17 protein-coding genes are annotated in these 25801 nt (G+C 70.9%); 11 read left to right on the top strand and 6 right to left on the bottom strand.

All coding sequences use genetic code 11. From position 1 onward, the window contains the following. Window positions 1-42: 42 nt before the first annotated feature. Window positions 43-513, top strand: coding sequence for an ATP-binding protein (locus ACH34W_RS02065; RefSeq protein WP_395958920.1), 471 nt, complete (start codon window positions 43-45; stop codon window positions 511-513). On the opposite strand, the gene ACH34W_RS02060 is transcribed toward ACH34W_RS02065, so the two are convergent. Continuing rightward, a complete protein-coding gene (locus ACH34W_RS02060; RefSeq protein WP_395958919.1) occupies window positions 503-3520 on the bottom strand; it encodes an AAA family ATPase in 3018 nt (1005 codons plus the stop codon). The two genes, ACH34W_RS02065 and ACH34W_RS02060, sit on opposite strands and share 11 nt — an antisense overlap. Next, the gene (locus ACH34W_RS02055) at window positions 3517-4647 is read right to left on the bottom strand and encodes an exonuclease SbcCD subunit D (RefSeq protein WP_395958918.1); all 1131 of its coding nucleotides are present in this window, start codon (window positions 4645-4647) and stop codon (window positions 3517-3519) included. The genes ACH34W_RS02060 and ACH34W_RS02055 overlap by 4 nt, the downstream gene beginning before the upstream one ends. A 148-nt stretch (window positions 4648-4795) precedes the next feature. Between ACH34W_RS02055 and ACH34W_RS02050 the strand changes: the two genes are divergently transcribed. Then, window positions 4796-5485, top strand: a complete 690-nt coding sequence (locus ACH34W_RS02050; protein ID WP_395958917.1) for a RibD family protein — start codon at window positions 4796-4798, stop codon at window positions 5483-5485. Then, window positions 5478-5909: a dCMP deaminase gene (locus ACH34W_RS02045; RefSeq protein ID WP_395958916.1), complete on the top strand. Its 432-nt coding sequence runs from the start codon at window positions 5478-5480 to the stop codon at window positions 5907-5909. Before ACH34W_RS02050 ends, ACH34W_RS02045 begins: the two co-directional genes overlap by 8 nt. On the opposite strand, the gene ACH34W_RS02040 is transcribed toward ACH34W_RS02045, so the two are convergent. Further along, the gene (locus ACH34W_RS02040) at window positions 5902-6486 is read right to left on the bottom strand and encodes a disulfide bond formation protein DsbA (RefSeq protein WP_395958915.1); all 585 of its coding nucleotides are present in this window, start codon (window positions 6484-6486) and stop codon (window positions 5902-5904) included. The genes ACH34W_RS02045 and ACH34W_RS02040 overlap by 8 nt on opposite strands. 125 nt (window positions 6487-6611) lie before the next feature. Here ACH34W_RS02040 and ACH34W_RS02035 point away from each other — a divergent pair, with 125 nt between their 5' ends. After that, window positions 6612-8045 (top strand): aldehyde dehydrogenase, encoded by a 1434-nt coding sequence (locus ACH34W_RS02035; RefSeq protein ID WP_395958914.1) that lies wholly within the window; start codon window positions 6612-6614, stop codon window positions 8043-8045. A gap of 136 nt (window positions 8046-8181) precedes the next feature. On the opposite strand, the gene ACH34W_RS02030 is transcribed toward ACH34W_RS02035, so the two are convergent. Further along, window positions 8182-8853, bottom strand: a complete 672-nt coding sequence (locus ACH34W_RS02030; RefSeq protein ID WP_395959288.1) for a two-component system response regulator — start codon at window positions 8851-8853, stop codon at window positions 8182-8184. Further along, window positions 8853-13409, bottom strand: coding sequence for a HAMP domain-containing protein (locus ACH34W_RS02025; protein ID WP_395958913.1), 4557 nt, complete (start codon window positions 13407-13409; stop codon window positions 8853-8855). The genes ACH34W_RS02030 and ACH34W_RS02025 overlap by 1 nt, the downstream gene beginning before the upstream one ends. 102 nt (window positions 13410-13511) lie before the next feature. Here ACH34W_RS02025 and ACH34W_RS02020 point away from each other — a divergent pair, with 102 nt between their 5' ends. Further along, the gene (locus ACH34W_RS02020; protein WP_395958912.1) at window positions 13512-15857 is read left to right on the top strand and encodes a SpoIIE family protein phosphatase; all 2346 of its coding nucleotides are present in this window, start codon (window positions 13512-13514) and stop codon (window positions 15855-15857) included. 51 nt (window positions 15858-15908) lie between these two features. On the opposite strand, the gene ACH34W_RS02015 is transcribed toward ACH34W_RS02020, so the two are convergent. Further along, window positions 15909-16484, bottom strand: coding sequence for a DUF4352 domain-containing protein (locus ACH34W_RS02015; RefSeq protein WP_395958911.1), 576 nt, complete (start codon window positions 16482-16484; stop codon window positions 15909-15911). A 203-nt stretch (window positions 16485-16687) separates the two neighbouring features. Between ACH34W_RS02015 and ACH34W_RS02010 the strand changes: the two genes are divergently transcribed. From ACH34W_RS02010 to ACH34W_RS01985, 6 genes are all read left to right on the top strand, one after another. Beyond that, on the top strand, window positions 16688-18577 hold the full coding sequence (locus ACH34W_RS02010) for an N-6 DNA methylase (RefSeq protein WP_395958910.1): 1890 nt from the start codon (window positions 16688-16690) through the stop codon (window positions 18575-18577). A gap of 109 nt (window positions 18578-18686) precedes the next feature. Continuing rightward, window positions 18687-20114, top strand: coding sequence for a serine/threonine-protein kinase (locus ACH34W_RS02005; protein WP_395958909.1), 1428 nt, complete (start codon window positions 18687-18689; stop codon window positions 20112-20114). A gap of 98 nt (window positions 20115-20212) precedes the next feature. Beyond that, the gene (locus ACH34W_RS02000) at window positions 20213-21457 is read left to right on the top strand and encodes a hypothetical protein (protein ID WP_395958908.1); all 1245 of its coding nucleotides are present in this window, start codon (window positions 20213-20215) and stop codon (window positions 21455-21457) included. Further along, window positions 21454-21987, top strand: a complete 534-nt coding sequence (locus ACH34W_RS01995; protein WP_395958907.1) for a hypothetical protein — start codon at window positions 21454-21456, stop codon at window positions 21985-21987. Before ACH34W_RS02000 ends, ACH34W_RS01995 begins: the two co-directional genes overlap by 4 nt. Beyond that, window positions 21980-22627, top strand: a complete 648-nt coding sequence (locus ACH34W_RS01990; RefSeq protein ID WP_395958906.1) for a hypothetical protein — start codon at window positions 21980-21982, stop codon at window positions 22625-22627. The genes ACH34W_RS01995 and ACH34W_RS01990 overlap by 8 nt, the downstream gene beginning before the upstream one ends. Further along, on the top strand, window positions 22624-25791 hold the full coding sequence (locus ACH34W_RS01985) for a chromosome partitioning protein ParA (RefSeq protein ID WP_395958905.1): 3168 nt from the start codon (window positions 22624-22626) through the stop codon (window positions 25789-25791). The genes ACH34W_RS01990 and ACH34W_RS01985 overlap by 4 nt, the downstream gene beginning before the upstream one ends. Window positions 25792-25801 lie beyond the last annotated feature (10 nt).

Genomic DNA, 25801 nt, shown 5'->3' with positions numbered 1-25801 from the left:
GGATTGTTTCTCGTTCTGGCAGGTTTCTAGAAACCGTTAGCGATGCGTGGCTTCATGGTGACGGCCAGTGCTTCTCGAATCGATCCCGAAGGTCACCCCGCCATGATTCACGCAGCTACCGCGACAGACGTTCTGCCGCTCTTCCTTCCGTCGACCGGCTCGGCCGCCAAGAGCGCTCGCGATTTCGTCGTGGAGTGCTGTGCCTTGTGGGCGGTGAAGGATGACTTCGCCGCACGGATCCTGGTGTCCGAGCTCGTGACGAACGCCCACCGGCATTCGCCGGGCGAATGGCTGATCGTGCGGGTGTCGCTCGATGATCCCGGCCATCTGCTGATCGAAGTATGGGACGCGTGCCCTCGGGAGCCGGAGATTCTCACGCCGACAGAGGAGCAGGAGAACGGCCGGGGAATGGGACTCATCGGTCACGTGGCCGACAAATGGGGCATCGTCATGGTCGACGAGACGCAGGGCGGAGGAAAGGTCGTCTGGGCCAGGGTGGCCGTCAGACGGTGACGGCGGCGGTGGAGCCGGTGCGTTGTTTGCTGATGCGTAGCTGGGCGGGGATCCGGGTGCGGAGCTCAGCTACGTGGCTGACGATGCCCACGGCGCGGCCGCCGTCGCGGAGGGCGTCGAGGACGTCCATGACCTCGTCGAGGGTTTCCTCGTCGAGGGTGCCGAAGCCCTCGTCGACGAAGAGTGTGTTGATCTCGGTGCCGCCGGCTTCGGCGGTGACCACGTCGGCTAGGCCTAGGGCGAGGGCCAGGGAGGTGATGAACGACTCGCCACCGGAGAGGGTGACGGGGTCGCGTTCCTGGCCGGTCCAGGCGTCGACTACGCGCAGGCCTAGGCCACCGCTGCCTCCGCGGCGATCTCCTGCTGCCTTGTCGGTGGTGTGGAGGAGGGCGTAGCGGCCTGCGGACATGCGGGCCAGGCGTTCGTTGGCGGCGGCGACGACCTGTTCGAGGCGCGCGGCGAGGACGTACGCGGAGAGGCGCATGCTGAGGCGGTTGGCGCCGGACTGGCCGGAGGTGAGACCTGCGAGGCGGGCGGCGAGGGCGTGGCGTTCGGCGGCAGGACGCCAGGCGTGGACGCGGGTGGTGAGCTCGGTGCGCAGCTCGGCCAGGCGCTCGCGGCGTTTGCGGGCACGGTCGGCGGCGGAGGCGATGGCGGTACGGGTCGTCTGGGCGATCGCCAGCGCGGCTTCCAGGGCGGACAGGTCGGGGGCGGGTTGCGCGGCGGCGGCGATGAGGGCGCGGTCTGCGAGGATCTCCTTGACGGCCGCCTCCTCGTTGTCGAAGCGGCGGATCCGGTCGCGGAGGGCGGCTTGGTCTTCGTCCTCCAGCGCGGCCACCATCACGTCGTCGGGCGTGGCGAAGCCCTCGTCGGCCGCGGTCTGCTTGGCCCGGGCGCGGGCGGCGGCCAGTTCGTCGGCGGCGCGATCGGCGGTCTGGAGCGCCTGGACGGCTTCGGCGAGCGCGTCGGCCTCGTGGCCCAGACGGTCGATGCGGGCTTCCAGTGTCGGGTCGTCGCCTCGCGCCTTGTCGAGCTCGGCAGTGAGGCGGGCCTGCTCGGCGGAGAGCTCGCCGTGGCGGGCGTGGTTGGTGGTGAGGACGCGGGCGATCTCGTCGCGCCGGTCCCGGACGCGTTCCAGTTCTTGTGCGGCCTGGTGGACTTGCCGCTCCATGCGTTCCAGGTGGGCCGTGCGGGCGTCGATCGCGGCGAGGGCCTCCTGGGCCTCGGCGACGTCGGCGCCGAGCGTCGCGGTGTCGGCCTCGCCTGCGACTTCCAGGGCGGCGTCGCGTTCGGCACGCAGGGACTCGACGAGGCCGCTTGTCTCCTCGCGGCGGGTCTGGGCCTGTTCGTAGGCGGTATTCGCTCGTTCCTCGTCCTCCTCGCCGGGGATGAGGCCGAGCGAGGTGGCGGGCGCGGGGTGGTCCGTGGATCCGCACACGCGGCACGGCTCGCCGGGGGTGAGGTCTTCGGCGAGGGTGGCCGCCATGCCCTCCAGGCGGGCCTGACGGAGATCCTGGAAACGTTCACGGGCCTGCTGGGCGACATCGATCGCATCGCGCAGGGCCTCTTCGGCCTGGCCGAGCCGGGCCGTCACCTGGTCACGGCGCCGGGCCGCGTCCAGGCGCCGCGCGGCCTCCTGGAGGACGGCTTCGGCACCGGAACGTCCGGCCACGACGATCCGGGCCTCGTCGAGCTGGGCACGCTGTTCGTCGACCACGCCCGGCAGTTCGTCGAGCGTCGCAGCGAGCTTCGCCTCTTCGGGCTCCAGCCGGTCGCGTTCGCCATAAAGGTCCGCAAGTTCGGAGGTGATCCGCCGCAGCCGGTCGGCGCTGCCGCGTTTGCCCTCCAAGGCTGCGATGTCGTCGCGGCGTTCGCGTTCGGCCTTGGCGAGTACGTCGGCGGCGGCTCCCGGCGTCACCAGCGACGCGACACGGGACCGGGCCTCGTTCGCCTCGCGGTGGGTCAGCTTGGCGCGTTCGGCGCGTTCGCGGACCTGCTTGATCAGCGCGACGACGCGGTCGGCGCGGGCGGCGGCGTCGAGGCGGGCGGTGAGCCGCGAGCGTTCTTCCGCGCGTTCTTCGAGGGTGTGGCGGCGGCGCAGGGCCTCGGCGTGGCGGTGCTGCCGTTCGGCGAGGGTACGGGCGGATTCCAGGGTCGTCCTCGCCGTTTCGTGCGCCGCGGACGCCTCGGCGAGCAGTGTCTCGTTGATCGTGTGGATCGTCGTGTGGTGGCCCGCCAGCTCTGCAGCCCAGGCGGGCAGGATCTCGATGTCGTCCAGCGACTCGTCGGGCGGCTCGGCTTGCCGGGGCTCGGGGACGAGGGATCGGCCCGGTCGCTGGGTGCCGGCGGCCTCGGCGATGCGGTCGGCAACCGACTCGGCGGCGGAACGCAGGTCGGCGGCCTCGCGACGGGTCGTGGCGCGGCGATCGGCGAGCCACTTCTCCACCTGGGTGAAGACCTCCGTGGCGAACAGCCGCTCCAGGACCTTGCGGCGTTCCTCGGCCCCGGCACGGAGAAAGCTCGCGAACTCGCCCTGCGGCAACATCGCGACCTGGCAGAACTGCGCGGCCGTCATGCCGAGCAGGCGGCCGATGAGATCGCCTGCCTCGTCGAGGCGGTTGGTCAGGCCGATCCAGTCGCCGTGTGCCCGTTCTTCGAGGATGACGGAGGCGTGCTCGGTGGTGGTGCCGGTGCCGCGCTTCTTCGGCCGCTCCCAGGCCGGGGAACGGCTGATCCGGAAGCGGCGGCCGCGGATCGTGGTCTCCAGGACGACGCGTGGCGCCTGGTGCGGTGCGGCGTGATCGCTGCGGAGGTTCTTGATGGCGTTGCGCACGCCGGGGACCTGGCCGTACAGCGCGAAGCAGACCGCGTCGAGGACGCTGGTCTTGCCGGCCCCGGTCTGGCCCTGGATGAGGAACAGCCCGGCGCCGGAGAGCGCGTCGAAGTCGATCTCCTCGGTGCCCGAGAAGGGCCCGAACGCGGTGATCTCCAGCCGGTGCAACCTCACGCCAGTGCCTCCTTCTGGCGGCAGCGCTCGAAGGCCTCGTGGAGCAGGTCACGTTCGGCGGCCGAAGCAGGGGCCTGCGAGACCTCGGTGACGAAGTCACCAGCGATGTCCAGGTCGGAACGTTCACGGATGCGTTCGGACCAGGTCCTGGTGTCCGCCGCGCCCTCGTCCTCGGGGTCGAAACCCAGGACGAGGGCGTACGGGAAGCGGCGGCGCAGCCGTTCCATCGCGGCGGAGGGGCGCTGCGCGTCGGTGAGCGTGATCTGGAGCCAGCGGTCCTCGTAGGCCTCGTACGACGGGTCGTCGAGCAAGGTGGCGATCGGGCCCCTCAGGCGTGCGACGCGGCGCGGCACGGGGGCCTCGACGCATTCGGCTGAGAGTTCGCCGCCGGGCCGCAGGTCGACCAGCCAGGAGCCCTTGAGCTGGCGTTCCTCAGAGAACGAGTAGGCCAGCGGCGAGCCGGAGTAGCGCACGCGGTCGGTCATCGCCTGGCGTCCGTGCAGGTGGCCGAGCGCCGCATAGTCGACTCCCTCGAAGACCGACGCGGGCACATTGGCGGCGCCGCCGACGGAGATGTCGCGCTCGCTGTCGCTGGCCTCCCCTCCGGTGACGAACGCGTGGGCCAGGACGATCGAGGTGGCGTCCCGGCGCGCGATGTCCGCGCGGACACGCCGCATGGCCTCGGTGAGCGCGGCGGCGTGACTGCGTTCGTCCAGGTCCCAGGGATGGCGGACGAGCTCGGGCTCCAGATAGGGGATGCCGTAGATCGCGGCGTCGTCGACGAGGATCGGCTCCCCGACGGACGCGGGGTCGGTGCGTACGTGCACACCTGCCTTGTCCATGAGGGACGAACCGAAGCCGAGGCGCTGCACCGAGTCGTGGTTGCCCGCGATCAGGACCACCCGGGTCAGCGCGGCAAGCCGTTCGAGCGCCTCGTTGCAGAGCCGCACGGCGTCCACCGCGGGCAGCGCGCGGTCGTAGACGTCGCCCGAGATCAGCACGCAGTCCACGTTCTCCGACCGGACCGTGTCGACGAGATGGTCCACGAAGGCCGCCTGGGCGCCCAGGAGGTCCTCGCGGTGGAACGATCTGCCGAGATGCCAGTCGGAGGTGTGGAGAAGTCGCATGACGGGGTCACCATAGGCACCACGCACGCCACATCCGGCGCAGAAACGCCGAGGAGCCCCAAACAATCTTCGAACGGAGAAGCGAATACAGAACGTAGTATCACGATTACTATTCGTGAGCGATGTCTCATTCCCTTAGAGTTACGCCGTGAGTGAGCGTCCTTATGTGCTACTGAGCTGTGCGATGTCGGTGGACGGCTACATCGACGACGCCAGCCCGGAACGGCTGCGGCTGTCCAGCCCAGCCGATTTCGACCGCGTCGACGGCGTCCGCGCGACCTGTGACGCGATCCTGGTGGGCGCCGGCACGGTCCGGCGGGACGACCCCAAGCTGCTCCTCAAATCGCCGACCCGCCGGGAGCAGCGGGTCGCCAAGGGGCTGCCGGCCGACCTGACGAAGGTCACGGTGACCGAGAGAGGCGACCTCGATCCCGAGGCGCTCTTCTTCACCACGGGCGAGTCGCCCAAGCTCGTCTACTGCGCGTCCTCGGCCGCCCACCCGCTCGCCGCCCGGCTGACCGGGCGCGCCGAGGTGATCGATGCGGGCGATCCGCTGGACTTCCCGGTGATGCTCGGCGATCTGGCCGCGCGCGGGGTGCGGCGGCTGATGGTGGAGGGCGGCGGGGGCATGCACACGCGGTTCCTGACCGCGGGGCTGGTCGACGAGATCCAGCTGGTGATGGCGCCGTTCTTCATCGGCGACCCGTCCGCGCCGCGCTTCGTGGGCTCGGGGGTGTTCCCGCAGAGCCCGGACCGCCCGATGCGGCTGGCCGAGTGCACCCGGATCGGCAACCTGGTCCTGTTGCGCTATGTGATGGGCACGCCTGCCCATGGATGATGTCGGCTGGCTGCGGATCGCGTGCGAGCTGGCCGGTCTGTGCCCGCCGTCCCGCACCGCGTTCTCGGTCGGCGCGGTCATCGTCGGCGCGGACGGGCGGGAGATCACCCGCGGGTATTCGCGGGAACACGACCCGCACGACCACGCTGAGGAGTCCGCGCTGGCCAAGACGGCCGCCGACCTGAGCGGGACGACCATCTACAGCTCCCTGGAGCCGTGTGCCGAACGTAAGTCACGTCCCCTGACCTGCTCGGAGCTGATCCTGCGGGCGGGGATAGCGCGAGTGGTCTTCGCCTGGCGGGAGCCCTCGGTCTTCGTCGAGGGGAAAGGTGTGGAGCAGCTACGCGCGGCAGGCGTCGAGGTCGTGGAGCTGCCGGCGCTCGCAGACCTGGCCCGGGCACCGAACGCCCACCTGCTCAGCTGAGCTGCGGCTCCGCGTGCGGGACGCCCTTGAGCTCGTGGAAGCCCGGGGTCCCGGCGACCAGCAGCGTCCCGTCCCAGAGCCGCCCGGCGTCCTCGCCCTTCGGGATGCGGGAGCTGACCGGCCCGAAGAAGGCCACGTCGCCGACGGCGATCACGGGCGTGCCGATGTGGGGGCCGAGACGGCCGATCCCGTCGGCGGTGGAGACGCGGACGGCGTCGTCATACTCCTCCGACGTGGCGGCCGCAGCCAGTTCCACGGGCAGCCCGGCAGCGGCGAGCGAGCCCTCGAAGCCGCCCCACTCGCCGTCGCGGTGGGTGCGGGTGCCGAAGGCGGTGTAGAACGTGGCGAGCGCCTCCTGGCCGTGCCGTTCCGCGACGGCCGCGAAGACCCGGACGGGATACCAGAGATAGCCCTCGGGGTCGTCTTCCGGATCGTCGTCGCGCCCCTCGTTGAGTACCGCGAGGCTCAGCACGTGCCATCGGATCTCGAACGACCGCACCGCCGCCGCCTCCAGCAGCCAGCGGGACGTGACCCAGGTGTACGGGCAGGAGGGATCGAACCATATGTCCGCGATCATCGCTCCAGACTAGACCGGAGAAGAAATGAGACTCCCGTCTCACGGGGCTCTTGCCAATCCCCCAGGGCACCATGCGATGCTGTGACCAAGCAAGCATTCGGTCGATAGCGGGAGGCTCCAGCAGCATGCGTGAACACGATCGGCTGTTCATCGGCGGTCAGTGGACCGCACCGGCCGGCACCGGCACCATCGACGTGATCTCCCCGCACACCGAAGAGTTCATCGGGCGGGTGCCCGAGGGCACCGAGGCGGACATGGACGCCGCCGTCGCCGCGGCGCGGCAGGCGTTCGACCAGGGCCCGTGGCCCCGGATGACCCCCGCCGAGCGCGCCGAGATCCTCGGGCGGCTGTCGGCGATCTACGCCGAGCGGCAGCAGGCGATGGCCGATCTGGTCACCGCGGAGATGGGGTCGCCGATCCTCTTCTCGATCTTCGGTCAGGCCGCGATGCCGCAGATGGTCCTGCAGTACTACGTGGACCTGGCCGCCTCGTTCACCTGGGAGGAAGAACGCGCCGGCATGCTCGGCCCGGTCACCGTGACCCGCGAGCCGGTCGGGGTGGTGGCGGCGATCTACCCGTGGAACGTCCCGCAGTTCACGCTGATGCTCAAGCTGGCGCCGGCACTGATCGCGGGCTGCACGGTCGTGGCCAAGCCCTCCCCCGAGACCCCCCTGGACGCCTACCTGCTGGCGGAGTGGATCAAGGAGGCGGGCGTCCCGGACGGCGTCATCAACATCGTCCCGGCGGGCCGCGAGGTCGGTGCGTACCTGGTCTCGCACCCGGGCGTCGACAAGGTCGCCTTCACCGGATCCACCGAGGCCGGGCGCAAGATCGGCGCGGCCTGCGGCGAACTCCTGCGGCCGGTCACGCTGGAGCTGGGCGGCAAGTCGGCGGCGATCATCCTTGAGGACGCCGATCTGGCCGCGACCATCGAGGGCTTCAAGATGGCCGCGCTGATGAACAACGGCGAGGCCTGCGCCGCGCAGACCCGCATCCTGGCGCCGCGCAGCCGGTACGACGAGGTCGCCGACGCGCTGGTCACGATGGTCGGCTCGCTCAACGTGGGCGACCCGGCCGACTACGGCACCGAGATCGGCCCGCTGGTCGCCAAGCGGCAGCAGGAACGGGTCGAGGGTTATATCCGTGTCGGGCAGGACGAGGGGGCCAAGGTCATCGCCGGCGGGCTCAACCGGCCGCACGACCGTGGCTGGTACGTGGCGCCCACCGTGTTCGGCGACGTCACCAACGACATGCGCATCGCCCAGGAGGAGATCTTCGGCCCGGTGCTCGCGCTCATCGCCTACGAGGACGAGGACGACGCGGTCCGGATCGCCAATGACAGCAGCTACGGGCTGGGCGGCTCCGTCTGGTCGGCCGACGTCGACCACGGCGTCGAGGTGGCCCGGCGGATCCGCACCGGCAGCTGCGGCGTGAACCTCTACGTCCTCGACCCCAACACCCCGTTCGGCGGCTACAAGGACAGCGGCCTCGGCCGGGAGCTGGGACCCGAAGGCCTCTCCCCCTACCTGGAGTACAAGGCCATCCCCCGACCCGCCTGAACCGGACAGGACACCCGAGCAGGCCATCCGTACATCCGTCACCCGTACATACGGACAGGACAGGACCTCATCGGCTCCCGCAGTCGATGAGGTCCTTCCGTTGGGATGACTAGGTTGGGATGGCCGGTTGGGATGGCTACGTGGCCTCGGCGGGGGACGTGTCGGCCGGCTGCCCGAACAGCGCCTCTTGGGCGCCGCGCAACGCCCCGAGCTCCCGGTCGAGCCGGCCGAACGCCTCCTTGGCCGCGACGTCGCCGAGGCGGTCGTTCATCCGGTCGGCCAGCACGTTCAGCGCGTTCTCCACGGCGGACAGCCGGTCGTTGATCTCGCTGACGAGCTCGGCTCCGCGCGCCAGCCCCGCGGCGGCGCCCGGGAAGAGGCCGCTCAGGATCGCCGACTGCTCGCGGGCGCGGCGCCGCTGCTCGTGCAGCTCGATGAAGATCTCGACCTTGGACCGGAGCACCCACGGGTCGAACGGCTTGACCAGGTAGTCCACCGCGCCGACCGCGTAGCCGCGGAACGCCAGGTCCGGCTCGCTGCGCGCGGCGGTCAGGAAGATGATCGGGACGTCCTTCGTCCGGTCCTTGCGCTTGATGTGGTACGCGGTCTCGAAGCCGTCCATGTCGGGCATCACGACGTCCAGCAGGATCACCGCGAAGTCCTCGATCATGAGGGCGCGCAGCGCGTCCTCCCCCGAGCGCGCCGGCACCACCACCGCGTCCACCGTCTTGAGGATCGCCGCGAGGGCGACCAGGTTCTCCTCCTGATCGTCCACCAGCAGGATCTTCGGCAGGCCGGACTTGTCCATCACCGCTGTTCCCCCTTGTCGTCCGCGGGCCCGTCTGCCTCGTCCAGCCATTTGCGCATCACGCCGAAGAGGTGCTCGATCTCGACCGGCTTGGTGACGTAGTCGGACATCCCGGCGACCAGGCTCTTCTCCTGGTCGCCCTTCATGGCCTTGGCGGTGAGCGCGACGATCGGGAGCGCCGCGAACTGCGGCATCGCACGGATCGCCCGGGTCGTGGCGTACCCATCCATCTCGGGCATCATCACGTCCATGAAGACCAGCGAGATGTCGTCGTTGTTCTCCAGGCTCTCCATGCCCTTCTTGCCGTCGGCGGCGTAGAGGACCTTGAGGCCCGACCTCTCCAGCACGGTGCTCAGCGCGAAGACGTTGCGGATGTCGTCGTCGATGATGAGCACCTTGCGCCCCGCGAAGACCGCGTCCCGCGCGACGACCAGGCCGGGCTCGGCGAAGTCGTCGCCGGCGTGCACCCGGGCGGCCGGCTCCAGGGCCACCAGCCCGCCGTCGCCCACCGCGTCGAGCGCGCCGGCCTGGCTCTCGTCCGCAGGCCCCTCTCGCCTCGGGTAGGGGCTGCGCTCGGGCAGGTAGAGCACGAAGGTGCTGCCGACGCCGGGCCTGCTGTCGGCCCTGATCTCGCCTCCCAGCAGCCCGGCGATCTCGCGGCAGATCGACAGCCCGAGGCCCGTGCCGCCGTACTTGCGGCTGGTGGTGCCGTCCGCCTGCTGGAACGCGTCGAAGATGACCTCCAGCTTGCCCGGCGGGATGCCGACGCCCGTGTCGGTGACGGTGAACGCGACGACCCGTTCGGCGTTGCTCAGCGCTTCGGTGGCGAAGAAGACGTCCCGGGCCAGCTTGATCTCCAACCGGACGCCGCCCTCGTTGGTGAACTTGATGGCGTTCGACAGCAGGTTGCGCACGATCTGCTGGAGCCGCTGTTCGTCGGTCGCCAGCACCCGGGGCAGGCCGTCGTCGATGACGACCTCGAACTCCAGTCCCTGCTCGACGGCGATGTGCCGGAACGTCACGTTGACGTAGTCGACCAGCTTGGTGAGCGGGATCTCCTCGGGATGGATCTCCATCTTGCCGGCCTCGATCTTCGACAGGTCGAGGATGTCGTCGATGAGCTGGAGCAGGTCACGTCCGGCGCCGTAGATCGTGCGGGCGAACTGCACCTGCTCGGCGGTCAGGTTGCCGTCGGGGTTGGCCCACATCAGCTTGGCCAGCAACAACAGGCTGTTGAGCGGCGTGCGCAGCTCGTGCGACATGTTGGCCAGGAAGTTGGACTTGTAGCGCGAGGAGAGCGCCAGCTGCTCGGCCCGTTCCTCCAAGGCCCGGCGGGCCTGCTCGATCTCGGTGTTCTGGACCTCGATCTCGCGGTTCTGCTGGGCGAGGAGCGCCGCCTTCTCCTCCAGCTCGGCGTTGGACCGGCGCAGCTCGGCCTGCTGGCGCTGCAGTTCGCCCGACCGTTCCTGGAGCTCGCGGGTGAGGCGCTGCGACTCGCCCAGCAGCGCCTCGGTCCGGGCGTTGGCGATGATGGTGTTGATCGCCACGCCGATGGTGTGCACGAACTGGTCGAAGAACGCCAGGTGCACATCGCTGAACTTGCTGAACGCGGCCAGCTCGATGACGCCGAGCACCTCGTCCTCGAACACGATCGGCAGCACGACCACGCACGCCGGGGACGACTCGCCCAGCCCCGAAGAGATCTTGATGTAGTCGGGCGGCGTATCGACGATGATGAGGCGCTTCTTCTCCACGGCGGCCTGGCCGACCAGGCCCTGGCCGAAGTCCAGCTCCTCGTTCAGCCGGTTGTGCCCTCCGTAGCCGTAGCCGGAGATGAGGCGGAGCGTCGGCTCGCCACCGGCCTCCCGCTGCGCCAGGAAGAACGCCCCGTAGTGCGCGCCGACCAGCGGGGTGAGCTCGCTCAGGATGAGGCTGGCGACCTCGACCAGGTCGCGGTGGCCCTGCATCAGGCCGGCGATGCGAGCCAGATTGGACTCCAGCCAGTCCTTCGCCCGCGTGGTCTCGCGGAGGTTGGCCACCATCAGGTTGACGTTGTCCTTGAGCTCGGCGACCTCGCCGCGCGCCTCGACCGTGATGGCGCGGGTCATGTCGCCGCGGGCGACGGCGCTGGCCACCTCGGCGATCGCGCGGACCTGGGTGGTGAGGTTGCTGGCCAGCAGGTTGACGTTGTCGGTGAGGTCCTTCCAGGTGCCGGTGGCGCCGGGCACCTGGGCCTGGCCGCCGAGCTCGCCGCGGCTGCCGACCTCGCGGGCGACGCGGGTGACCTCGGAGGCGAACGCCGACAGCTGGTCGACCATCGTGTTGATGGTCGTCTTGAGCTCCAGGATCTCGCCCTGGGCGTCGACGTCGATCTTCTTGGTGAGGTCGCCGTTGGCGACGGCGGTGGTGACCTGGGCGATGTTGCGGACCTGGTAGGTCAGGTTGTTGGCCATCGCGTTGACGTTGTCGGTGAGGTCCTTCCACACGCCGGAGGCGCCGCGTACCTGCGCCTGGCCGCCCAGTTCGCCCTCGGTGCCGACCTCGCGCGCGACCCGGGTGACCTCGTCGGCGAACGCCGAGAGCGTGTCGACCATCGTGTTGAGGGTGGTCTTGAGCTGGAAGATCTCGCCGCGGGCGTCCACGGTGATCTTCTTGGTCAGATCGCCGCCGGCCACGGAGGTCGCCACCTGCGCGATGTTGCGGACCTGGTTGGTGAGGTTGTTGGCCATCGAGTTCACGTTGTCGGTCAGGTCCTTCCAGACCCCCGACACACCCCGCACCTGCGCCTGACCACCGAGACGCCCCTCCGTGCCCACCTCGCGCGCGACACGGGTCACCTCGCCCGCGAACGCCGACAGCTGGTCGACCATCGTGTTGAGGGTGTCCTTCAGCTCCAGGATCTCACCCTGCGCGTCAACCGTGATCTTCTTCGACAGATCCCCGTCCGCGACCGCCTTGGTGATCTGCGCGATGTTCCGCACCTGCGACGTCAGGTTGTTGGCCATCGAATTCACATTGTCGGTCAGGTCCTTCCAGACCCCCGACACACCCCGCACCTGCGCCTGACCGCCGAGACGCCCCTCCGTGCCCACCTCACGGGCGACCCGGGTCACCTCCAAGGAGAACGCGGACAAGGTGTCGACCATCGTGTTGATGGTCGACTTCAGCTCCAGGATCTCGCCCTGCGCGTCCACGTCGATCTTCTTGGTCAGGTCGCCGTCGGCGACGGCCTTGGTGATCTGCGCGATGTTCCGCACCTGCGACGTCAGGTTGTTGGCCATCGCGTTGACGTTGTCGGTCAGGTCCTTCCAGACCCCCGACACGCCGGTGACCTCGGCCCGCCCGCCCAGGTTGCCCTCGGACCCGACCTCACGGGCGACGCGCGTCACCTCGCCCGCGAACGCCGACAGCTGGTCGACCATGGTGTTGAGGGTGTCCTTCAGCTCCAGCAGCTCACCCTTGACGTCGACGGTGATCTTCTGGCTCAGGTCCCCCTTGGCCACCGCCGTCGCCACCTGGGCGATGTTGCGCACCTGGTAGGTCAGGTTGCTGGCCATGACGTTGACCGACTCGGTGAGGTCCTTCCAGGTGCCGCTGACGCCGCGTACCTGCGCCTGGCCGCCCAGCCGCCCCTCGGTGCCGACCTCGCGCGCGACGCGGGTCACCTCGTCGGCGAACGCGGAGAGCTGGTCGACCATCGTGTTGACGGTCAGCTTGAGCTCCAGCATCTCGCCGGTCGCCTCGACTGTGACCTTGCGGGTGAGGTCGCCCTTGGCGACCGCGGTGGTGACCACAGCTATGTCGCGGACCTGGCCGGTGAGGCGGCCCGCCATGTCGTTGACCGCCTCGGTCACCTGCGCCCAGCTGCCGGTGAGGCCGCGCACCTTGGACTGGCCGCCCAGCCGGCCCTCGGTGCCGAGCTCGCGGGCGACCCGGGTCACCTCGGAGGTGAACAGCGTCAGCTGGTCGATCATCCGGTTGGTCGCCTTGCCTGCGCGCCGCAGGTCACCGTGCAGGCCGCGGTTGCCGACCTCCAGGTCGGCCCGCTGCGACAGGTCGCCCGCCGCGACCGCCTCCAGCACGCGCGCGGTGTTGCTCAGCGGCGTGGTGATGAGGTCGAGCAACGTGTTGGCGGACTCGATGCTGCTGGTCCAGCGGCCCGAACCGGGACCGGCGGCGAGCCGTTCGTCCAGTCGCCCCTCCCGGGTGACGTGCCGGCAGACCCGGGTGAGCTCATCGGAGAGATGCCGGTTGCGGTCCAGGATCTGTTCGAGGACCTCGCCTATCTCGGCGAGGGTGCCGTCCTGCGGTGCCTTGTAACGCGCCCGGAAGTCCCCGTCACGCAACGCCCGCATCGCCTCCAGCAGGGACCGGAGTGCGGCCTCGCTCTCCGGCAGCCGCTGGGCCGCGCCTGTGTCCGCCGATTCAGTGTCCGCTGATTCGGTGTCTGCCGGTATGGCGCCTTCGGCGCCTTCGGTGCCTCCCGCCGGGACGGGCTGCTGACCCTGCGACTCGCCTTGCGACTGGCCTTGCGACCTGCTCGAGGTTGCACTCATTGGACGAACCTTGCCAACTCGGCGTATCTGAGCCCGTTCATTCTGTCACTATGGCTCTAGCTTCACCCCGCGAATCAGCATGTTTCCCGCAGGGGGGTCATCGTGTCGGTTCCGCGGAGGTCCAGCGCCCAGTACGTGCCGGAGAGCACGACCGTTCCGGCTGCCCGGGCGCATGTCCGGGAGACGCTCTACGCCTGGGACCTCCCTTTCGACCGTGTCGAGGACGCGGTCCTGATCGCCAGCGAGCTGGTGACGAACGCCGTCGTGCACGCGGGCACCGACCTCGAGCTCACGTGCCATCTCGACGCGCCCGGCGGCACCGTCCGGATCGAGGTGCGGGACCTGCTGCCGATGCGCCGCGTGGACGCGCCGGACCAGGTCGCGGGCCGCCTGGACGGGCATCGCGGCCTGGTGCTCACGCATTCGCTCGCGGAGGCGTGGGGCGTCACCTACACCAAGGCCAGCAAGACCGTCTGGTTCGAGCTGGCCGGAACGGCCCGGATGCACGACGAGCCGTCCGACGAACCGTCCGGCCAACCGCCCGACCGACAACCGCCCTGTCCTGCGTCCCCGCTCCTGCGCATCCAGCCCGTCCAGCCGGTGCCGTCGCCGCGCACGCCCGGGCCCTTCATGACCACGTCGGCGGTTCCGACGTCGGCTATCCCCCCAGGGACGCTCTCGCCGGGTGGTGTGGAGATCTCCCCCGGGATCGGGGAGCCCGGCCTACCGGCTCCCATCCTGCCCGCCGAGCAGCTCTTCGACCACGTCGTGCAGTGGGCGCGCGCGTCCACCGGCGCCGACGCCGCGTACGTGCTGGTGGGCGCCGATGACGAGTCCCTCAAGGTGCGGGCGTCGGCGTTCGACGATCCCGCCGGCGCGGCCGGTCACGACCCCGCCGGCACGGCCGGTCACGACCCCGGCGGCGCGGCCGGTCACGCCGCGGACGGACCGGCGGAGCCCTCTGGGCTGCGACCGGCACTGCGACCGGCACTGCGACCGGCGGAAGCCACCCGGCTGGCCATCGTCGCGCACGACGACGCGGCGGTGATGCCACCGCCGACGGGCAGCACGTTCCAGTCGCTGGCCACCGCGCCGCTCAGGGTCAGCGGCAAACGGCTCGGCCTGGTCGTGGTGACCGCAGAGGAGGCCGACCGGTTCGGCCCGGCCGATATCAGCCGGCTCGAGTACGCGGCGGAGTCGCTCGCGCCGGTGTTGTCACGGGAGCAGCAGACGACCGGGCACAACGGCTACCGCGGCTGGCTCGGTTTCCTCGCCGAAGCGAACGACCTGCTCGCCGGGACGCTGGACGAGAAGCTGGTGCTCGCCCTGGCTGCGCAGCTGTTCGTGCCGCGGATCGCCTCCTGGTGCGCGGTCTATCTCGACGACCAGGGCGGCAAGGGCGTGCTCGAGCATGTCTGGCACGCCGACGAGCAGCTCATCGGGCCTCTGCGTGAGTTGCTGGCGGGCTGTCCGGCACCCACCTCCCACCAAGTACGGGAAGCGCGGCAGTGGAACATGTTCGCGTCGCTGGAGCCTGCCGCTCGCCGCATCAGCGGCTCCCACGTGCTCGAACTGCCGCTGGCGTGCCGGGAGCACCGGTTCGGCTGCATCGTGCTGGGCGGCCCCGGCGACGACGACTTCCGGCCAGAGCAGGTGAGGCTCGCCGAAGACCTCGGCGGCCGCTTCGCACTCGCCCTGCTGAACGCGCGCCGCTACGGCGAGCAGGTGGCCGTCAGCCAGACCCTGCAGCGCAGCCTGCTGCCCGCGCAGCTGCCGCAGATCCCCGGCATCGACTACAGCATCGTCTACCTGCCCGCCGGGCAGGACGCCAAGGCGGGCGGCGACTTCTACGACTTGTTCCCGGCGGGCCGCGACCGCTGGCGCTTCATGCTCGGCGACGTCTGCGGCACCGGTGCTGCCGCCGCCGCGGTGACCGGGCTGGTCCGGCACACGCTGCGCGCGCTCAGCCGCGAGGGCCGCGGCACGGCCCGCGCGCTCGACAGCCTGAACGAGGCGATGCTGGACGACGAGGCGTCCCGCTTGCTGACCATCGTGCACGGCGAGCTCGAACGCCTGTCGACGGGCAACCTGCGGGTCTCGGTCACCTCGGCGGGCCATCCGCTCCCGCTGCGGCTGCGGCCCGACGGCGAGGTCACGGCGATCGGGATGTCCCAGCTGCTGGTGGGCGCGGTCACCGAGCCGGCGTACCGGCTCGACACGATGGAGCTGGCCCCGGGCGACGTGATGTTGTGCGTGACCGACGGCATCACCGAACGGCGGCGTGGTGACGCGCAACTGGACGACGACAACGGGCTGGCACGCTTGTTGTCGGACTGCACCGGACTGACCGCGCGGGCCGTGACGCTGCGCATCCAGGCCGCCGTACGCGAGTTCACCAGCAGCCCCCTCGACGACGACATGGCGATCTTCGCCATGCGCGTGGAGTGAGGACGGCGCGGCAATGCCGCGCGTTCACGGGGCCGCGGCAGTGACGCACGTTCACGGGGCGAGGGACACCGCGACGCCGCCGGAGAAGGCCGAGTCGTGGAGTTCGAGGGAGGCGAGCCTCGTGCCCTTGGGGACGTCGAAGGCGAGCAGGCCCTTGACCGAGTTGCCAGGGTTGATGTCGGTCAGGAAGGCCCGGGTCTTCTCGTTGAGGACGATGGCGGCCTCGGTTGAGGGAGTGTGCTCCTTGCCGCCGGTGTCGACCACCTTCTGCTCGGAGTCGATGAACATCTGAGCCTCGTCGCCGATGTTCTTGACGGTGACCGCGACGAGGACGAACTCGCCCTGCGGCCTCTCGGCGAGGATCCCCGACCCGACCTTGCGGACGCCGGGCTTGACCTTGGTGACCGTGAAGGCGAACTTGCCGTCCCTGGCCTCCTGGCCGAGCTTGGCGACCTGCTTGCCGGCCTTTCCGGCTTTCCCGGCCTTGCCGGTCTTGCCCTTCGTGCTGGTCTTGCTCTTGGAGCCCTTCGCGGGCTTGCCCGACGATCCCGACGCGCCTCCGCAGGCGGTGCCGGTGAGCGCGAGCGAGGCAAGGGCCAGGCCGGCGATGAGGCGACGAACGGACATGAGACCTCCAGGGTCTGTGCTGGCAAGGGGCCGCGCTGGAAGGGCGGGCGTTTCGACGGCACCGATTAGAGCATGAGTGAATTGAGTTCACAAGAAGAACGTGTGAATCTATTTGTGTCGATGTGACTTGAGTTCACGGCCATGTCCTGTGTGTCGGCATGCATCGTGTTAGCGTTCTGTTGCCGAGCAGAGGAGGACCGGACGTGCCCGAGGACGCCACGGTGACCGCGGCCGACATCGCACGGCTGGCCGGAGTAGGCCGGGCCGCGGTGAGCAACTGGCGGCGGCGGCATCCGGACTTCCCGCGTCCGGTGGGCGGGACGGTGGCCAGTCCCACGTTCTCCCTCGCCGAGATCACGGCCTGGCTTCGTACGCAGGGCAAGCTGAACGAGGTCCCGCTCGAAGAAGACGTCTGGCAGCGGCTGCGCGGGATGGCGGCCGACGAGGCCCACCTCGGCGTTGTCGTCGGCGAGGCCGGTGACCAGCTGCGGGGAACGCGGCCCATGACCGTCGAAGGGCTCCGGGAGCTGGCCGAGGCCTGGGGCGCGCAAGAGGCGTTCGAGTTCCTCGTGGGCCGGCATCTGGAGGTGCACGCGCGGCGCGGCGAGACGACGCCCCCCGAGATCGCGGCGCTGATGGCAGGCCTCCTCGACCCGGGCACCGGCGCGGTGCTCGACCCCGCCTGCGGAACGGGCGCCCTGCTCCGCGAGGCACAGTCGGCGCAGTCAGGGCAGTCGGCGCAGTCGGCGCGGTCTGTGCGGTGGCTGCTCGGCCAGGAGCAGGATCCAGGTCTCGCTCACATCGCCCGCACCCGGCTGGAGTTCGCCGGAGACCAGGGTGTCGAGATCCGGATGGGCGACTCGCTGCGGGACGACGCGTTCAGCGGAAACACAGCCGACGCGGTCCTGTGCGACCCGCCCTTCCACCACCGCCATTGGGGCCATGAGGAGCTCACCGCCGACCCGCGCTGGGAGTACGGCCTGCCTCCGCGGATGGAGCCGGAGCTGGCGTGGGTGCAGCACGCCCTCGCCCATCTCCATCCGGGCGGCCTGGCCGTGGTCCTGATGCCGCCCGCCGCCGCCGGCCGCCGTTCGGGCCGCCGGATCCGCGCCCAGCTCCTGCGGCGCGGCGCGCTGCGCGCCGTCGTCGCGCTCTCCGACTCGTACCATCTCTGGCTGCTGCGGCACCCCGGCACGACGGCGTCCCCGAACGGCGTGCTGATGGTCGAGGGCGCGGACGCTGAAGGCGTCACGCGGCTCTGGAGCGACTTCCAGACCAAACCCGACCTGGACGAGCCCGGTCTCGGCCGGGTCGTCCCCGTCATCGACCTGCTGGACGACGAGGTCGACCTCACGCCGGGCCGGCACCTGGCCACGGCAGGCGGGCCCCAGACCGCCGAACGCTACCTGCAGACCCGCGACCGGCTGGCGGCGCTCGTCAACGGGCTCGGCAAGCTCATCCCCGGCGTCGAACCGCAGCCGGAGCCGCGCGAGCTGCCGGTGACGTCGCTCGCCGAGCTCGCCCGGATCGGGGCGCTGTCCCTGCTCCAGGGGCCGACCGGCCGGGAGCCCGATGCGGCCGGGTCCGGCCGTCCGCTCCTCACCACCGAGGACGTCATCGAAGGCCGGCGGCCGTCCGGCCGGGTCGTGGAGGCCGGCCGTGTAGCCGAGGCCGGCCAGGCCGGCACCGGCGAGCCCTGGATCATCACGCGGAGCGGGGACGTGGTGGTGACGGCGGCCGCCCGCCACTTCGCCGCCCGGGTCGTGGAGCAGGACGGCGCGCTGCTCGGCCCGCACCTCTGGCTGGTACGAGTGGATGCGTCGGTGCTCGACCCGCACTACCTCGCGGGCATCTTGCGCAGCACCGCCAACGTGCGGTCCGCCTCGGGGGCCACGACCGGCAGCCGGGTCGACCCGCGGCGGGCCCAGGTGCCGCGGCCGCCGCTGGACGAGCAGCGCCGGCTCGGCGTGGTGTTCCGCCGCGTCCAGGAGCTGGAGTACGCGCTGCGCGGCAGCGTCGCCCTCGGAAGCGAGATGGCCCAGCTGCTGGCCGACGGCGTGGCGCAAGGCCACCTTCTGCCAGAAGATCATTGAAGATCGCTGAAGCCAGAAGCTCGCTGAAGATCGCCAAGCCGTCCCCGCGGGCCCGCCGATAGGCCACAATGTGTGCCACTTCGGGGGCGGTGGCTGCAAAGGGGACACGATGGCACCGGGGCTACTCGCGGGTCGCTACGACCTGAGCACGCCGCTGGGACGTGGTGGCATGGGCCAGGTCTGGGAGGGCTCCGACCGGCAACTCGGCAACCGCAAGGTCGCGGTCAAGCTGCTCACCAACGAACTCATCACGGCCCGGACGGACCCCGAGGAACTGGTCCAGCGCTTCGCCCGCGAGGCCGCGTTCACCGCGCGCCTGCAGCATCCCGGAGTGCCGGCGGTGTACGACGCGGGGGCCTATGGCGGAGGCCTCTACCTGGTGATGGAGCTCATCGAGGGGCACACGATCGGCGATCTGATCGCCGAGGAGGGCCCGCTGCCGGTCCCCTGGGTCGCGGCGATCACGGCCCAGGTGTGCGCGGTGCTGACGGTCGCCCACGGCCGCGGGCTCGTGCACCGCGACCTCAAGCCGCAGAACCTCATGCTGACCGGTGACGGCTCGGCGAAGGTCCTCGACTTCGGCGTGGCGACCGTGCTCGACGCGGCCGGGGTGCCGAGGATCACCAAGACCGGCGACACCGTCGGCACGCCCGCCTACATGGCGCCCGAGCAACTGCGCGGCGAACGGGTCACGCCGCACAGCGACCTGTACGCCATCGGTTGCGTGATGTACGAGATGCTCGCGGGCCGGCCGGTCTTCGAGGCGACATCCCCGCATGCCCTCAGCTACAAGCACCTTCAGGAGTCCCCAGCCCCCATCGGCCGGACCGACGTTCCGCCGCAGCTGGAGTGGCTGGTCCAGCGGTTGCTCGCCAAGGAGCCGCGCGACCGTCCCGGTGATGCCCGCGAGGTGTACGAGGGACTCCTCGGTCATGTCGGGCCCGCAGCGCCGATCGGCGGCATCGTGCTCTCGCCCGCCACGCTCAGCGGCCACCACCTCTATGCCCAGGCCCTCGTTCGTCTCGCCGTACCAGCTCCGTCAGAAGGGCCGGGAGCCGCTGCGACCGCACCGCCGTATCGGGCACGAACGACGACCATGGACCCGGGCACCGGACGACACGGCATCGCGGCGGCCCCTGCTCATATTCCGGGGTCGCAAAAACACTCGATCGGCTGGATCCTGCTGCACAGCCTCTGGGTCCTGCCGACGTTCTCGCTCGGCTTCACGTCGTGGGTCTCGTTCTTTTACATCGGGATCCGGCACCGGCATCGGCTGTGGATCCTCTTCGGCGCCCTCTACCTCGTCCTGCTGACATTCACGATCACGATGTCGGAGGTCACGTCCGAACGGTCCTTGTGGTTCACCGTTCCTCTCCTCGTGCTCACCTTCGGCGCGCCGCTGCACGCTTGCCTCACCATTCCCGCGCGCCTGAAGAAACGTGCCCAGATGGGCGTTGCCCTGGCCGCCGCCCCAGCACCGGTCCACGCCCCGATCGCCGCTCCGCCGAGGCCTGCCGCCCCTGCCCCACCGTGGTGAGCGAACAGGTGACCAAACAGGTGAGCGCGCAGGTGAACACGCCCTTCTTCGGCCGTCGATTCCACGTTGAGGGCCCGGGGGCCGTACCGTAGTGCGCCGTGTCATCCTCCCCCGAGAACGTGATCAACGACCCCGCCGTGCCCAGCCTGGACGACGCGCTGGTCGGCGAGGCGGTGCTGGGGGTCTACCGGCAGATGTTCGCCGCCCTGGCCCGCGACAGCGGCGCGGTGGTGGACGATCCCGATCTGGTCGACGTGGCCGAGACACTGCTGACCGCGTTCGCTGACGCGGGTGAGGACGGGCTGAGCCGCGAACAGATGCGGTACGTATGCCGGCGTTACCCGGCCGAGGTCTTCGAAAACCGGCTGCGGGTGCTGAAGGGGCTCGGCGCGATCCGCGAGGTCTTCCCCAAGCCCAACCAGCTCCGCTACCGCGCCTCGTTCACCAGCGTGGTGGGCCTGATGTTCGTCCGGCGGATGATGCTGGACGGCGGCCAGAGCGAGATGCACCGGCTGCTGGCCCTGGAACAGCTGAACGTGGCCGACCCGCGGATGACTCCCGCCCAGGCCCGGGACGGGGCCGAGGGTCTGGCGCGGGCGTTCCGGCTGTGGAGCGTCGAGCTGCTGACCCTGACGAATGGAACGATCGAGGAGCTGCGCGAGCAGGCGCCCAAGTTGTGGGGCACCGAGGAGATCCTGCTGCGAGCGGAACGGCTGCACGGCGCCATTCTGCGGCGCTGGCCGCAGCTCGACCGGACGTGCACGGAGTTGCGCGCGGCCATCTACGCCTACGGTGACGCGTCCCGCCGGGCGGCGGCGCGGCTGACCGACTCTGCGGGGACGACCCGCAATCTCACCCTGCTGCCTCCGGAGACATGGCGGACGTTCGCCCGCACGGCGTCACGGGAGGACCTGGCGGCCGTCCTGGAAGAGTTCGTCTTCGACGCGGCGGCGCCCTGGCACGAGCCGTCGGCCGTGGTGACGGCGGTGGAGGACGGGCCGCGCACCACGCCGCCCCGGCCCGCGCCGCCCCGGCCGTCCGGGCCCGACCCCGGCCTGTCGGACGACACCGGCTCCGACGACGCCACCGCTGAACGACTGCGCACCGTCGCTGAGCACGTCCTCAGGGGCGGAGACCGGGTCGCGGTCGAGGAGGTGCTGGGCGACGACTGGGTGACGGCGCGCCGGATGCTGGCCGACCTGTCGGCGGCCCACCTGCACCCGGAGCTTCCCTACCGCCTGGTGTGGTCGGACGGCATGACCGTCCGGGAGGGCGGGTCGCCGACCTGGCTCTCCCCCGGCACGTTCGAAAGGACCAGCACGTTCGAAAGGACCGCCTCGTGAGCGTTGAGCCGGAGGTGCTCGCGCGGGCGCGGTCCCGCGTGCTGGGCACTCCTTCGATCCCGGCGTCCGAGCCGGTCCCGGCCGGGCTGACCGCCGCGACCGAGGCCGGCGGGGGCCGGGTGTGGCTGCTGCCCTCCTGGCCGGACGGAGCCACGCCGGCGCTGCTGGAGGAGTACCAGACCGCGCCGATGCCGCTGGACCGGCCGGGGCAGGCGCGACGCGTCCTGGCTGCGGCGTTGCGCTGCTGCTGGCCCCGGCTGGACGACGCGCCGTGGCCTGGTGAGCGGGCGCCGGTCGCCGCCGTGCTGGAGGTGTACGTGGGCATGTCGCGCGGCGACAGCGAGCTCGCCCGCCGGTGGGCGACGGGTGAGCTGCGCCGCCTGGCCGACACGGGTTGGCTGCTGCTCGACCAGGATGCCGGAACGGTACGGCCGGGGCCCCGGGTCGCGATGTGGCCGGAGGAATCCCTGTCCTCGCTGCGCGACCTGCTGCGGCGTCTCCCGCAGCCGCCGGAGGCGCCGGGTGAGTGAGCTGTTCGAACCACTGCTGCGGTCGTACGACGAGAAGCGGCGGTCGGAGCTGGTCGCCGCCTACATGGCGGTCGAGCACGCCGCCGAACCGGTACCCGAGGTGCGCTTCACGGCCCTGCGCGAGCCGGCGCTGCGGCGCACGGTCGAGGGCATGCTCGGGCTGACCGGCCGCACGCTCGTGCGTTCCAGCCAGAACGAGTGGATCTCGGGATACCGCGACGACGTCACCGCCGAGCTGGCGGGCGACCCCGCGTGCGTGCCCTCGGTCGGGGACCGTGCCGTGCTGGTGCTCGTCCTGATCCACTCGGTGGCGATCCCGCGGGCGGCCGGGCTGCTGGGCGACGACTCGTGGATGTCGACGTACCCGACGCCGCTGGAGGAGCTGCGCCGCCGGTCGCAGCTGCCGATCGGGGAGCTGGAGAGCGCGCTGCGGCGGCTCCGTACGGCGGGGCTGGTGTCCCAGGTGAAGGCGGGGACGGAAGAGGCAGGCGGATTCGTTCCGGGCCCGCAGTTCCACCGGCTCACCGACGCGGCGCGCCGCCGACTGCAGGAGGAGCTCATTCTCGCGGCCGGGCCGGATTCGCCGCTCGCGGCGGCCATCAGGGCACGCCGCCGCAACCAAGCCGGGGGGAACCCATGACCGCTGTCCTCGAACCGCTCTTGCCGGGTGCCGAGTCGGCCCGCGGGGGCGTGGGCACCGAGGGCGTCGTCGGCGCCCGTACGCTGATCGCCGTCCAGGCCGTGAACATCTCGCGGCTGTCCACGCACCCGGTGCCGACCGTGCCCGGGACGCTCATCGTCGTCGCCGGGCAGGGGCCCAAGGACTCCAACGGCGCGGGCAAGTCGTCGTTCATCGCAGCGATCACGGCGCTGCTGGGCGACGAGCAGTGGCGGTTCGCGTCGGGCGCGCGGGCCGTCGCCGAGCTGCTGTTCAACGCCGAGCTGGCGGCGCAGGGCGACGCTCAATGGGCGAGCGCCGACCACGGTTACATCGTCGGCGTCTTCGATTTTCCTGAAGACGCCGAGGTTGACGAGGCCGAACTCGAACACGCCGAGGGCGAAGAGGCCGACGGGATCGTCGGGGGCACGGCGGTGACGGTGTGGCTGCGGGTCAACGCGGACGCGCCGCATCTGGAGATCCGGTGGCGCCAGGGTGTGCACCTCGCCGCGGCGCCCTCGGAGGCCGAACGCGTCGCGGCGGCCGACCGGATGTGGGCCTCGCTGCCCCGCAGCGCGGGGCGCCGCGACCTGGTGGCCAAGGACCTGGGCAGGACCCTGTACGGCGGCCAGGTGCGCTGCGTGTCGTTCCTCTCCACGTCCGTACGGTCCAAGGTCGCGACCAACCTGCTCTCCCAGCCCCTCAACGAGATCAGCCCGGAGCGCATCTTCAGCGCGATCGCCGCGCTCACCGGGCTGGACCGGGAGCTGGAGGCCGAGCGCACGTCACGTTCGGAGGAGCACCGCGAGCGGGCCAAGGTGGTGGAGGCGGGCGAGCGGCTGGCCGAGTGGGAGAACGAGGCGGGCTCGCTGCTGAAGACGTTCGACCGGCGTGACCGCGCCCGTGCCGAGGTGGCCGCCGCGCAGCGCTACTGGCGGACCCGGCAGGCGCGGCTCCTGGTGGACGCCGCCGAGGCCGACGCCGCGTACGCCGCCGAGCAGGAACGGCTGCACGAGGAGAACGAGGAGATCGTCGCGGCGATCGGCGCCGCCGCGAAGGAGGTCGAGCAGCTCACCGGCGGCGCGCTGGACGCGCAGCTCGCCGAGGCCGGCGCCGCCCTCGCCGACCTCAAGGGGCAGGCCGAGAAGATCGGCGCGGACAAGGCCGTGGCCCGCAACCGCATGGACGAGCTGCGCCGCCAGGTCTCGGCGCTGGAGGAGCAACAGCGCGAAGCCGACGGCCGCGACGCCGAGACCGCGCAGCGCGAGCTGGCCGAGGCCGAGGCGCGCCGCGACGAGGCGCAGCAGGAATTCGGCATGGCCAAGGGCGTGGTGGCGCGCGCCGAGCGCGAACTCGCCGAGGCCGAGGCGGGTGAGAGCAGCGCCCCCGCGCAGATCCGTGCCCTCGCCGCAGCCGGGATCGCGGCCGTCGGCCTCCTGGACGCGGTCGAGCTCGCCGAGGACATCCGGGAACGCTGGGAAGCGGCGCTCTGGCCCTATCGCGAGGCCGTCGTCGTCGGATCCTCAGACATCGACGCCGCAACCACCGCTCTGCGCGATCTCCCCGGTTCAATGATCGTCCCGGCGGACGGCGATCTGGACCCCGACGGCGCCGATCTGGAAGGCCACCCCGACGGCGTGAACTCCGCCCTCCCCTTGCGCGGATTCTTCACCGCCCTCGATTCGGCCGACGGGACCGGCGTCATCATCATCGGCGGCTTCCCCGAGCCGGTCACCGGCCGCGTCGCCCGCGTCCAGGCGGCCCGGGCAGCAGTGCAGACAGCCAGTGAAACCCTGGAAAAGGCCCGGCAGCGCACCTCCGACGCCGCCGCCGACATCGCACTCGCCGGCCGCCGTCTCACCGGCGCCCGCGCCGCCGTCGAGCTGGAGCTCGTACGCGAGAAGATGACCGGCCTCCGCGAGCAGCTCGAAGACCTCGCGGGCAGCGAGGCCAAGCTCGGGCCGCGCCTCGGCTCAGCCGAACAGGCGCTCCGGCGCCTCCAGGCCAAGGCCGACACCCGCGCCCTCGAAGTGGACCGCCTGCGCGGCCGCCGCGAGGCGCACGAGCGCGACCGCGACCGGATCCGCACCGCACAGTCAGATCTCGCAGGCAAGCGGGCCGCCCTGGGCCTCGACGACCTCGAAAAGGAGTGGGGCGGGTCCCGTGACGGTGCCGCCGAGTGGCTGGCGGCCCTCGACGCCGACGAACGGACCTGGACGCCCGACGAGTGGTGGCACAGCGCCGAGAAGCACCTGTCCGAAGGGACACGCCGGGTCTTCCCCGACGGCCCGGCCGACGAGGACATGCCGGAGGAGATGCGTTTCCTCCTCAACGCAAGAGCCGAGGGCGAAGGCCGCCGGACCGAACGAGAGCAGGCAACGTTCCCCCGCCTGGTCAGGGTCCTGGAGAACTACCTCCGCCAGCAGGAGGACTACGAACGGCACCAGCGCCACCAGATCGAAGTCCAGCTCTCCGCCCGCCGGGCCGACCTCGACAAGGCCCAGAAGGGCGCCCATGAGGCCGCCGGTGCCGCCGAGGCCCACCGCACCGCCCTCACCGCCGCGATCCGGGCACGCCTCCAACGCGTTTCAGAAGAATTCGAGAAGCTCGACCTGGCATACGGCGGATATGGCGCGACCCTGGAATTCCCGACCCCCGAACAACCCGGCGACCCCGAGCAGGAGTGGCGCTGGCGCGTGACCCCCAAGTGGCGACGCTCGGACGGCCAGCGGTACGTCCCGTACAACCGTCGTGCCAACACCGCCCTCATGGACGAGAAGGCGGTCAAGCTCGTCTGCGCCGCCGCGCTCGCCAGCTCCGGCGGCGGCCGCCTGGTCCTCGTCCTCGACGAGCTCGGCCGCAACCTCGGCAAGGAGCACCGCAAGGAGGCCGTCGCCCTCTTCCGCAAGATCGGTGAGACGCACGGCATCACGGTCATCGGCGCACTCCAGGACGACATGGAGCCGTACGCCATCGATGCCTGCGGGCAGTACGTGAAGCTGCGCCGCTCGTCCGACACCATGCCCTACAACGAGCCCCCCGTGGTCGTCGGCTACGACGACCACGAACCCCGCGTCCGCCTCCTAGCCGCCCAGATCTCCGCCACCCGGCCCGTGCCGGATATCGAGGTGACCGCGACTTCGTGATCCGGAAGGA

Source organism: Actinomadura sp. 6N118, assembly GCF_044326415.1.
GTDB lineage: Bacteria > Actinomycetota > Actinomycetes > Streptosporangiales > Streptosporangiaceae > Spirillospora.
This window is presented reverse-complemented; position numbering and strand designations above follow the sequence as displayed.